8 protein-coding genes are annotated in these 10,856 nt (G+C 70.2%); 7 read left to right on the top strand and 1 reads right to left on the bottom strand.

The window, feature by feature from the left end:
- The first annotated feature begins 168 nt into the window (after positions 1 to 168).
- The gene (locus AB0L06_RS06300) at positions 169 to 1,596 is read left to right on the top strand and encodes an RNA polymerase sigma factor (RefSeq protein WP_500229832.1); all 1,428 of its coding nucleotides are present in this window, start codon (positions 169 to 171) and stop codon (positions 1,594 to 1,596) included.
- Between the two features lie 346 nt (positions 1,597 to 1,942).
- A complete protein-coding gene (locus tag AB0L06_RS06295) occupies positions 1,943 to 3,250 on the top strand; it encodes a C40 family peptidase (protein ID WP_500229831.1) in 1,308 nt (435 codons plus the stop codon).
- Positions 3,251 to 3,296: 46 nt separating this feature from the next.
- Here the strand turns inward: AB0L06_RS06295 and AB0L06_RS06290 are convergent, their stop codons facing one another.
- Positions 3,297 to 3,785, bottom strand: a complete 489-nt coding sequence (locus tag AB0L06_RS06290) for an inorganic diphosphatase (protein ID WP_026414139.1) — start codon at positions 3,783 to 3,785, stop codon at positions 3,297 to 3,299.
- A 367-nt stretch (positions 3,786 to 4,152) separates the two neighbouring features.
- Between AB0L06_RS06290 and dacB the strand changes: the two genes are divergently transcribed.
- From dacB to ftsH, 5 genes are all read left to right on the top strand, one after another.
- Positions 4,153 to 5,397, top strand: coding sequence for a D-alanyl-D-alanine carboxypeptidase/D-alanyl-D-alanine endopeptidase (dacB, locus tag AB0L06_RS06285; protein ID WP_500229830.1), 1,245 nt, complete (start codon positions 4,153 to 4,155; stop codon positions 5,395 to 5,397).
- Positions 5,398 to 5,664: 267 nt separating this feature from the next.
- Positions 5,665 to 6,780, top strand: a complete 1,116-nt coding sequence (locus tag AB0L06_RS06280) for a zinc-dependent metalloprotease (RefSeq protein WP_500229884.1) — start codon at positions 5,665 to 5,667, stop codon at positions 6,778 to 6,780.
- 60 nt (positions 6,781 to 6,840) lie between these two features.
- Positions 6,841 to 7,878 carry a tRNA lysidine(34) synthetase TilS gene (gene tilS / locus AB0L06_RS06275; RefSeq protein ID WP_500229829.1) on the top strand — a complete coding sequence of 346 codons (1,038 nt, stop codon included), beginning with the start codon at positions 6,841 to 6,843 and terminating at the stop codon, positions 7,876 to 7,878.
- A 69-nt stretch (positions 7,879 to 7,947) separates the two neighbouring features.
- On the top strand, positions 7,948 to 8,511 hold the full coding sequence (gene hpt, locus AB0L06_RS06270) for a hypoxanthine phosphoribosyltransferase (RefSeq protein ID WP_500229828.1): 564 nt from the start codon (positions 7,948 to 7,950) through the stop codon (positions 8,509 to 8,511).
- Positions 8,512 to 8,812: 301 nt separating this feature from the next.
- Entirely contained in the window at positions 8,813 to 10,834 is a 2,022-nt protein-coding gene (gene ftsH, locus AB0L06_RS06265; protein ID WP_500229827.1) for an ATP-dependent zinc metalloprotease FtsH, read from the top strand.
- The last annotated feature ends 22 nt before the right edge of the window (positions 10,835 to 10,856 follow it).

Genomic DNA, 10,856 nt, shown 5'->3' with positions numbered 1-10,856 from the left:
CTCGGACTCCGCATTCGGACCGCGCCACCGTCGGGCGAATATCGACAAGTTGACCATAGCGGGCAAAGTGCGGATTGGTGAACAATTGCATTCCGGTTCGGCCGGTGAAGGCGTCCGAACTTTTGAATTCGACGCTAATAGGTCGGCGGAGCCTTTAGCTTTCTCCCTATGGACGACCGTCTCCTGGTCGAGGCGCTACGCGCGCGGGACCCGGGTGCACCCTCCGCGGTGTACGACGCCTACGCCGAACGGCTCTACGCCTATTGCTGGATGCGCCTGCGTGATCTGGACGCGGCGCGAGTCGCCGTCAGGGACGCCTTCGTCGTGGCCGAGGCGCAGATCGAGCGGCTGGGTGATCCCGAGCTCTTCGGATCCTGGCTCTATGCCCTCACCAGGCTGGAGTGCGATCGCCGTGAGCCGGAGCAGGAGCGGACGCCGGATCTGCCCGTCGCCAGCCATGACCAGGACGACGTCGATCAGCGGCTCCTGGCCTGGCGTGCCGTCCTTGTCTTGTCCCGGAGGCAGCGTGAGCTCCTGGACCTGAATCTCCGGCATGACCTGGTGGTCGATGACATCGCGCGCGTGACGAGGACGCCCGCCAAGCGGGTCGAGGAGGAGCTCGAGCTCGCGGCCGTCGATCTGGAGACCGCACTGGTGGCGGAGATCCTGGTCGACCAGGGGCCCTTTGGGTGCGCCGAACGCGCACGGCTCCTGCGCGCGCGACGCGGTGACCTCACGCCGGTGCTTCGAGCACAGCTCGTCCTGCATGCCGATGAGTGCGGGGAGTGCGCGGCCTCCAAACCGCGCACCGTGTCCGTGGCCAAGGTCGTCCGGCTGCTGCCTTGGGTGCCTCTGCCGGACGACCTGCGCGAGCGAGTGCTCGACAGTTTCCTCAATGCTGAACTGGTCGGATATCGCCTGTTCATCGCCACGCGGGTCATGGACTACGACGCGGAGGGCTTCCCCGTCTGGTCGCACCGTTCTGGGCTCGCACGGCGAACGGCGGGACGCCGCATCAAGTTCCGATTCAAGGCGCCCACGCCGACAGATAGACCGCCCAATGCGCGCACGGGGAGGCGGGCAGCCGCCGCAATTGCCGCACTTATGGTGCTCTCCGGAGGGACTCTGGCGGCCTTCATGGCGCTCACCGGACAGGTTGGACGCGGAGTCCACGCCATAGCGGCCGGTGTGGTCCCGCATCCGACGGTGCTGGCGCCCGGCGGCCTCAAGGCCAACAGTCGCAGCGGGCGGGGTTCGAGCGGGCGCAACGATGCGACCCCGGCGTCGGCCGCGTATTCGCTCGGCGTCGCGGGTTCGGGGGCTCCGCCTACGGTGCCTGCACGTCCGGGGCAGATTCAGTCCGGTGGGGGCGAAAACCCTGGTGGGTCGAGTGGAGGGTTTCCGGTGCCGCCCGAACAGAGGTGGTTGCCGGGCGCGCCGCCTCCGGAGGAACCCGGCTCGTCCGCGCCGCCACCGTCGGCATCGCCTCCGTTCACGTCCACGCCACAGCCCTCCAACCCCCCGCCGAGTTCGCCACCGGCATCGTCGTCATCGCCCACGACAAATGCGCCGTCCGTGAAGCCGACGACGCCGTAGCGGAGCGGCGCTGCCGTGACGGAGCGGCGCGGTCCTGACGGAGCGGCGCGGTCCTGACGGGCGAGGCCGCCGTGGCGAAGCCGGCGGCGTTGTAGGCGCCGGAAGGGGGTGGGTCTGTTGGGAACGCACCGGGAATCTCCGAGACGCGCCGGATTCGGTTTCCTGTGTGCGTCCGTCCGCCCATGGACCACTCGACCGTTCGGGCTGGATGGCCGCCCCGTTTCCTGATCCTCCTGCGTCGCGAGGGAACGCCGAAGAAGCCGCGGCGGAAGTTCATATTGAGCCGCAAGAGAATTACTGTGAGTAGTTGCTACTTGCTCAGTGTGAATTTCGGCAGGGGAGGACCGTGTTTCAGTCAATGTGCACCCCGGTACCCCGTCGACGCGCGACCGCCATTGCCGCCGTCACCGGCACGGCCTCCCGTGAGGTCGCCGTACGGCTGGTCGCCGTCTCCACCGGAATCGCGGTCGGCTTGACCGCCGTCCCCACGTCCGCCCAGGCCGCCGTCATGGCCGGGCGGGTCGTCCACAGGCCGTCGCCCAGTGCCGACGACGTCGCCAAGAGCAAGGACGACGTGCGCAAGAAGGCCGAGGCGGTCGGACGCGCGAAGGCGCAGCTCGCCCGCGCGGACGGCGAGCAGGAGCGGCTGGCCGTCGCCGCCGAGGCCGCCGTGGAGCAGTACAACGGCGAACAGGTGAGGCTGGAGCGTTCGCAGCAGGCCTATCAGGCGGCGCAGCAACGAGTCGCCGGCGCTCAGCAGCGCTATGCCGAAGCCCAGCGGCAGCTGGCGTCCTTCGCCGCCGACGCCTACCGGCAGAACACCGGCGTCAATCCCTGGGCCGCGGCCGTCGCGGGCGAGGGCGGGCCGCAGGGCTTCATGGACCGGGCGGGGATGGTCGAGATCCTCGCGCGCAGGCGCACTGAGGTCATCAAGCGGGTCGAGGCGTCCCGCATCGTCGCGAACGTGTTCAGGCGTCAGGCCGCGCAGGCGTACCGGGACCAGCAGACCGCCACCAGGCAGGCTGCCGACGCCAAGAGCGCGGCCCAGAGGATCCTGGAGCAGCAGAAGGTCGCTGTAGCGCGCATCAGCGAACAGAAGAAGACGCTGGAGCGGAGCCTTGGCACGGCTCGTGCGCGCGCGGCCGACCTCGCACAACAGCGGGCGGCGGCACTCGAGGCGGCCGAAGCGGCCAAGGCCCGCCAGGGCACCTCTGGGACGGGATCGGCCGGAGCGGCGGTCGGTTCCGGGATGGGGGCCTTGGTCGCACGCGCCGCCCTCAAATGGCTCGGAACGCCGTACTCGTGGGGCGGAGGCACCGCGAGCGGGCCCAGCTACGGCATCGAGCAGGGGGCCGGCATCCACGGGTTCGACTGCTCGGGCCTCGCCCTGTACGCGTGGAACAAGGCGGGCGTGCGGCTCGACCACTGGACGGGCACGCAGTGGACGTCCGGCCCGCACGTGCCGCTCGGGAGCCTCAAGGCGGGGGACCTGGTCTTCTTCGCCAAGGACAAGGCGAATCCGGACACGATCCACCACGTCGGGATCTTCATTGGGAGGGGGCGCATGGTGGAGGCCCCCTACACCGGAGCCAGCGTCCGGGTCTCCTCCATCTGGCGCGGAGACCTCATCGGCGCCACCCGGCCCTCCGGATGACGCCGTGACCACGCGGGACGGGGACGGCGGCCGCCGTCCCCGGCGGTCAGTGACCCAGGTCGGCGAACCGCTTGCGGGAGCGCTCGACCTCGACCTCGGCCTCGACACGGCCGACCCAGTTCGCGCCCTCGACGGACTTGCCGGGCTCGAGGTCCTTGTAGACCTCGAAGAAGTGCTGGATCTCCAGGCGGTCGAACTCCGGCACGTGGTGGATGTCGCGCAGGTGCTCCATGCGGGGGTCGGTCGACGGGACGCACAAGACCTTGTCGTCGCCGCCGGCCTCGTCCGTCATCCGGAACATGCCGACCGCGCGGCACTTGATCAGGCAGCCGGGGAAGGTCGGCTCCTGAAGGATGACCAGGGCGTCCAGCGGGTCGCCGTCCTCGCCGAGGGTGTCCTCGATGAAGCCGTAGTCGGCCGGGTACTGCGTCGAGGTGAACAGCATGCGGTCCAGCCGGATGCGGCCGGACTCGTGGTCCACCTCGTACTTGTTCCGGCTGCCCCGCGGAATCTCGATGGTGACGTCGAATTCCAAGATGTCCTCCGCTTCCCGCGTGGTCGCGGTCTTAGTCTGTACGTGCCGTGGCGGCGAAGGCCGTACGGCAGGGTCTCCCCCGGTTCGCGCGCCCGATCCCTGGCGGGAGGGCGGCGAGGATCGCAGCCCCTTATATCGTGGCGCGCGTCCTCACGCGCGGGCGAGGACGCAACTATAAGGATGTCGCACGTTGGTGAGTGCTGAGTTGGGGAGGGGCGTCCCGGTCGTGACACGTGCTCGGACGCTCGCCTTGGGCACACTGGCCCTACTCAATGTTTTCGCGTTCGTCGCCGCATTCGCAGTGGTGAAACTCACACCTGCCAGGCATCTTTCGCCACAGCCGCCATCGGTCGCGGCGCATGATCCGGTGCCCACCTCGGGCGGCCTGAGGCCGGTCGACCCGCTGGCGGCGCGGTCCCCGAGCCCGTCCACGCTGGCGGCGCGGTTGTCGGCGGTGCTGAACCAGCCCGGCCCGAGGATCAACGCCGTGGTGATCGACGCGGCGACGCGGCAGCCGCTGTTCGCCCAGCGCGCCGACCGGGCCGCCACGCCCGCGTCCACGACGAAACTGGCCACATCCGTCGCGGCGCTCGCCGCACTGGGGCCGCAGCACAGGATCACCACCCGGGCGGTCCGTGGCGCGGACGGCAGTGTGGTGCTCGTCGGGGGCGGCGACAACACGCTGACGGCGCAACCCCAGAAGCCTGGGACGGGTCGCCCGACGTATGCGTCGCTGCCGGATCTGGCCAAGCAGACCGCCGGTGCCCTCACGCGCGCGGGGGTGCGGCAGGTCCGGGTCGACTACGACGCGTCCGCCTACCAGGGCTCGCGGATAGCCCCCGGGTGGAAGCGCAACTACATCCCGGACGGCGAGGTCGCTCCTATGACGGCCTTGACCGTCGACGAAGGACGCGTGAACGGGCCCGGCGCGCACGCACAGCCGCGCGTTCCGGATCCGCCTGCCGCGGCCGTTCAGGCGTTCGCGAAGTTGTTGAAGCGTTACGGAGTCTCGGCCAAGGCGGGACGACGTGCCACGGCCGCTGCGGGCGCGCAGCAGCTTGGTGCGGTGCAGTCGCCCCCGATCTCCGCGCTCATCGAGCACGCCATGACCGAGAGCGACAACGATGTGGCCGAGGCCATGGCGCGGCAGGTCGCCATGAAGAAGGGGCTGCCGGTGTCGTTCGAGGGGGGCGGTCGCGCCGTCCGCGAGACCCTGGCCGGCCTCGGCATCACGACCGGCGTGGACGTCTCCGACGGCAGCGGGCTGTCCACCCGGAACCGGATCACGCCCCTCGCGCTCGCGCGCATCGCGGCGCTCGCCGCCTCCCCGCAGCGCCCTGACCTGCGCGCGGCCATCACCGGGATGCCGGTCGCGGGGTTCACCGGGACGCTCGCGCCGCCGCGCTACACGACCGCGGCCAGCGCCGGCGGCGCGGGCGTGATCAGGGCCAAGACCGGCACGCTGTCGGGGGTCAACACGCTCGCAGGACTCGCCACCGACACCGATGGGCGCCTGCTCGCGTTCGCCTTCATGGCCGGCGACGGCAAGACCTCCGTGGATCCGGGCAAGCTCGACCAGCTCGCCACGGTCCTCGCCGGCTGCGGCTGCTGACCCCCACGCCCAGGCGCGCGAACGGCGGGCCCAGGCGCGGGAGCGGTGGGCCGGATCCGGCCGTTCAGAGGGCCGGGCTGTCCCAGGCGCAGGCGCGCGGCGGCGTCTCGTGCCCGCGTGGACTTCGCCTCATGCCCGCGCATGACGCTTGCGCTTAGCGTTTGTGGCGTGGGGGAGATAAACCGGAACGGCTGTTCGTTGAACGGGACGTGCAGGGCGCTCCGGCGCCGGATCGCGAACGTACGGTGGGTGGACATGAGCGCCTCAATGATCGACTGGAACGTCGCGGTGCAGACCGGGACCCGGTTCGTCCGGCCCGGCCCCCAGGTCGAGCCCGCCGAGGCCCGCGAGGTGGTGGCGCAGCTGCGCGAGCTGTCCCGCATCGCGCACGGGCACGTGCGGGACTTCACCGGGCTTCCGATCGAGGCCGATCCCGCCCCCGCGACGATCGTCGACCGGCCGGGCTGGATCAGGACGAACGTGGACGGGTTCCGGGTCGTCCTGGAACCGCTGATGGAGCGCATGGCCGAGCAGCGCGGCCCTGGCCTGCTGAGCGGCGGGCCCGGCGGGACGGTGGTCCAGGCCGTCGGCTCGCGCGTCACGGGGATGCAGGTCGGCGCGATCCTGGCGTACATGGCGGGACGGGTTCTCGGGCAGTACGAGCTGTTCCTGCCGCCGGATCCGTCCGGGGAGGCGCCCGCCGGACGGCTCACCCTGGTGGCGCCCAACATCGTCTATGTCGAGCAGGAGCTCGATGTGGACAAGCGTGACTTCCGCCTGTGGGTCTGCCTACACGAGGAGACGCACCGCGCCCAGTTCACCGGCGTCCCTTGGCTGCGCTCGTACGTGCAGGATCAGATGACCGAGTTCCTGCTGGCGTCCGACCTCGATCCCGGTGCGATGCTCGACCGCCTGCGCGACGCCGCCGAAGCGGTGGCGGACGCGGTGCGCGGGGGCGAGGGCAACCTCATCGACGCGATCCAGACGCCCGGGCAGCGCGAGATCCTCGACCGTCTCACGGCCGTGATGACGCTGGTCGAAGGGCACGGCGACTATGTGATGGACGCGGTCGGCCCGGAGGTCGTGCCGTCCGTCCGGCAGATCCGCGAGCGGTTCCAGGGGCGGCGCGAAGGCGGTTCGCGGCTGGACCGGACGATCCGGCGGCTGCTCGGCATCGACCTGAAGATGAAGCAGTACGCGGAGGGGTCCCGGTTCGTCCGGCAGGTCGTGACGGAGGTCGGCATGGCCCAGTTCAACCGCGTGTGGGAGTCGCCCGAGACGCTCCCCACGCATGCCGAGATCAAGGAGCCCGCGCTGTGGATGCAGCGCGTCCTCGACCCGCCCGTGCTGGACGCGCCGCCGCCCGAGGCGAGCGAAGCCTGACCCTTCGCCGCGGGGGCCGTCCGCGCGGAAACGTCGGAGGCCCGTGGTACTGGTTGGCGCATGGGGCCTGATCCTGCGGTGGCGGCGGTGCGGCTGGCGGTGCGGCGCGCGCTCGCCGGCCTGCCGCCGGGTGCGATGACGCTGGTGGCGTGCAGCGGCGGGGCCGATTCGCTCGCTCTCGCCGCCGCGCTCGCGTTCGAGGCGCCGCGTTCGGCCCGTCCGGCGGGAGGCGTGACGATCGACCACGGCCTGCAGGACGGCTCGGCCGAACGAGCCGAGCGGGTCGTCCGGGCCATGGCGTCGCTGGGGCTCGACCCCGCGGGCGCGGTGGCCGTCACGGTCGGCACCGAGGGCGGGCCCGAGAACGCGGCACGGGTCGCCCGGTATGAGGGGCTCGACCAGGCGGCGCGGCGGCTGCGCGCGGGCGCGGTGTTCCTCGGCCACACGCGCGATGATCAGGCCGAGACCGTTCTGCTCGGCCTCGCGCGCGGGTCCGGGGCGAGGTCCCTTGCCGGGATGCCGTCGTCCTTCGTGCGACGCCGGGATCACGGCGAGCAGAATCCTTGCGAACAGACCCATTACGAACAGTGTGAAGTTCGTTACGAACGGCCACTGCTCGGGCTGGACCGTGCCACCACTCGTCGCGCGTGCGAGGCCCTCGGCCTGGAACCCTGGGACGATCCCCACAACGACGACCCGGCCTACACGCGCGTGCGCGTCCGGCAGGAGGCGTTGCCCGCCCTTGAACGCACCCTCGGGCCTGGGGTCGCCGAGGCGCTTGCGCGGACGGCCCGTCTCCTGCGCGATGACGCGGACGCTCTCGACGATCTTGCCGCCGAGGGGCTCAGGCGCGCGCGGGTCCCCGGAGAGGACGGCCTCTCGGCCGAGGTTCTCGAAGGGCTGAACCGGGCGGTCCGCACGCGTGTCCTGCGGGCGGCGGCGATCGAGGCGGGCAGCCCAGCGGGTACGCTCGCGGCCGTCCACGTTGATGATGTGGACCGGCTGGTCACGGGCTGGCGAGGGCAGCGGCACGTCGATCTCCCCGGGGGGATCCGCGCGTACCGGCGGTATGGGAGGCTGCTGTTCGGCCGGGAGTGACGCCGCGCCGTGCGCGTGCCCGCACGTTCCGTGCGCACGCGGGGTGACCGTCTCGATAAGGGTGGGGTTGTGGACGAGAAGGACCTGGGCGCCGACCTTTCGAAGGTGCTGATCCCGGAGGACGACCTCCAGGCCAAGGTCAGGGAGCTGGCCGCACAGATCGACGCCGACTACGCGGGCAAGGACCTGCTGCTCGTGGGCGTGCTCAAGGGCGCCGTGATGATCATGGCGGACCTGGCGCGCGCGCTGCACACGCCCGCGTCGATGGACTGGATGGCGGTCTCGTCCTACGGGTCGGGCACCAAGTCGTCCGGCGTGGTGCGGATCCTCAAGGACCTCGACACCGACATCATCGACCGGCATGTCCTGATCGTCGAGGACATCATCGACTCCGGGCTGACGCTGTCCTGGCTGATCAGCAACCTGCGCTCGCGCGGGCCCGCGTCGCTGGAGATCTGCGCGCTGCTGCGCAAGCCTGAGGCCGTGCGGACCGAGATCGACTGCCGCTACCTGGGCTTCGACATCCCGAACGAGTTCGTCGTCGGTTATGGCCTGGATTATTCGGAGAAGTACCGGAACCTGCCGTTCGTCGGCACGCTGGCCCCGCACGTCTACGGAGGCGCGGGGGACTGACCCGCCGGACGAGCGGTCTGGAACAAGCGGGCCGCGCGGGACGTTGTGGACTTTGTTGACGGGTATATCGAAGAGATCAGGGGATCGGCGCTGGCTGCGTCCCCTGTGTTTCGCGGTGTACCGTCAGTGTCCCGAGCCTTCGGGCGTGGGAGTGTGTGTGGGGGTGACCGCACCGGTGGGTTTCGCCAACGGTGAGCGCCCGCCCGGCTCGGAGCCGGTTCGCGAGGGCGCCCGTCCCCGCGGGAACGGGTGAGGATTCGCAATGTCAGGAGGGACGGGGCCCGGAGGGGTTACCGGATAAATGGACGTGAAGCGCTATTTTCGCGGGCCGCTGCTGTGGATCCTGCTGTTCTGCCTCTTGGTCGCCCTGGTCATGTGGGGTGTCAACCCCGGCCGCTCGTTCGAGAAGGTCGACACCTCCAAGGTGGTCCAGGAGATCAACGCGGGGCAGGTGAAGTCCGCCAAGATCATCGACAAGGACCAGCGGATCGAGGTCACCCTCAAGGAAGGTGACAAGCGGCAGCAGGCGTCCTGGGTGGACGGCCAGGGCCTCCAGCTGCAGAACAGCCTCCAGAAGCAGGTCGACTCCGGGTCGCTGACCGGCGGCTACACCGTCGACGTCCCCAAGCAGAGCTTCATCCTGAACCTGTTGTTCAGCCTGCTGCCCATCGTGGTCATCGTGCTGATCTTCCTGTTCATCATGAACCAGATGCAGGGCGGCGGCAGCCGGGTCATGAACTTCGGCAAGTCCAAGGCGAAGCTGATCACCAAGGACACGCCGAAGACCACCTTCTCGGACGTGGCCGGGGCCGACGAGGCCCTGGAGGAACTCACCGAGATCAAGGACTTCCTGCAGAACCCGGCCAAGTTCCAGGCCATCGGGGCGAAGATCCCCAAGGGCGTGCTGCTGTTCGGCCCGCCCGGAACCGGCAAGACGCTCCTCGCGCGCGCGGTCGCGGGCGAGGCGGGCGTCCCGTTCTACTCGATCTCCGGTTCGGACTTCGTCGAGATGTTCGTCGGTGTCGGCGCCTCGCGTGTGCGCGACCTGTTCGAGCAGGCGAAGGCCAACGCCCCGTCCATCATCTTCATCGACGAGATCGACGCCGTCGGCCGGCACCGCGGCGCGGGCCTCGGCGGCGGCCACGACGAGCGCGAGCAGACGCTGAACCAGCTGCTCGTCGAGATGGACGGCTTCGACGTCAAGGGCGGCGTCATCCTGATCGCCGCGACCAACCGTCCGGACATCCTCGACCCGGCGCTGCTGCGCCCGGGCCGGTTCGACCGGCAGGTCACCGTCGACCGTCCCGACCTCGAGGGCCGCAAGGGGATCCTGCGCGTGCACGGGCGCGGCAAGCCGTTCGCCCCGGACGTCGACCTCGACGTCATCGCCCGCCGCACTCCCGGCTTCACGGGCGCCGACCTGGCCAACGTCATCAACGAGGGCGCGCTGCTCACCGCGCGCTTCGACCGCAAGCTGATCGACATGGAGACCCTCGAGGAGTCGATCGACCGCGTGATGGCCGGGCCCGAGCGCAAGACCCGGGTCATGTCGGAGAAGGAGAAGAAGGTCATCGCCTACCACGAGGGCGGTCACGCGCTCGTGGCGCACGCGTTGCCGAACGCCGATCCCGTGCACAAGGTGACGATCCTGCCGCGCGGACGGGCCCTCGGTTACACGATGACCCTTCCGATGGAGGACAAGTTCCTCAGCACCCGGTCCGAGATGACCGACCAGCTGGCGATGCTGCTGGGCGGCCGGACGGCCGAGGAGCTGGTGTTCCACGAGCCGACCACGGGCGCGGCCAACGACATCGAGAAGGCCACCTCGATCGCGCGCAACATGGTGACCGAGTACGGCATGAGCGAGCGCCTCGGCGCGCGCAAGTTCGGCACCGGCCAGGGCGAGGTCTTCCTCGGCCGTGACATGGGCCACGAGCGCGACTACTCCGAGGACATCGCGTCCGCGATCGACGACGAGGTGCGCCGGTACATCGAGACCGCGCACGACACCGCCTGGGAGATCCTGGTCGAGTACCGGGACGTCCTGGACGACCTGGTCGTCAACCTCATGGAGAAGGAGACGCTCTCCAAGGACGAGGTGCTGCGCATCTTCGCCCCGATCGAGAAGCGGCCGCACCAGGATTCCTACACCGGGTACGGCAAGCGGCTCCCGTCGGACCGTCCGCCCGTGCTGACGCCCAAGGAGCTCGCGCTCATGGGCCCGCAGGACATCCCGGCCGACCTGGCGCAGAACAACGGGCAGGGCGGCGGCGCGAACGACACCATCGCGCAGCCGTCGGACCCGAACCAGGGCGAGAGCTGAGAACGCCTTGTCCGATGAGCAG

It is taken from the genome of Spirillospora sp. NPDC052269, from assembly GCF_040679435.1.
Classification (GTDB): Bacteria; Actinomycetota; Actinomycetes; order Streptosporangiales; family Streptosporangiaceae; genus Spirillospora.
This window is presented reverse-complemented; position numbering and strand designations above follow the sequence as displayed.

Excerpts from the sequence above, each read along its gene's own strand:
- ftsH (WP_500229827.1), top strand. The coding sequence starts at position 8,813 with ATGGACGTGAAGCGCTATTTTCGCGGGCCGCTGCTGTGGATCCTGCTG.
- tilS (WP_500229829.1), top strand. The coding sequence starts at position 6,841 with ATGGGGCCTGATCCTGCGGTGGCGGCGGTGCGGCTGGCGGTGCGGCGC.
- AB0L06_RS06280 (WP_500229884.1), top strand. The coding sequence starts at position 5,665 with ATGATCGACTGGAACGTCGCGGTGCAGACCGGGACCCGGTTCGTCCGG.
- AB0L06_RS06300 (WP_500229832.1), top strand. The coding sequence starts at position 169 with ATGGACGACCGTCTCCTGGTCGAGGCGCTACGCGCGCGGGACCCGGGT.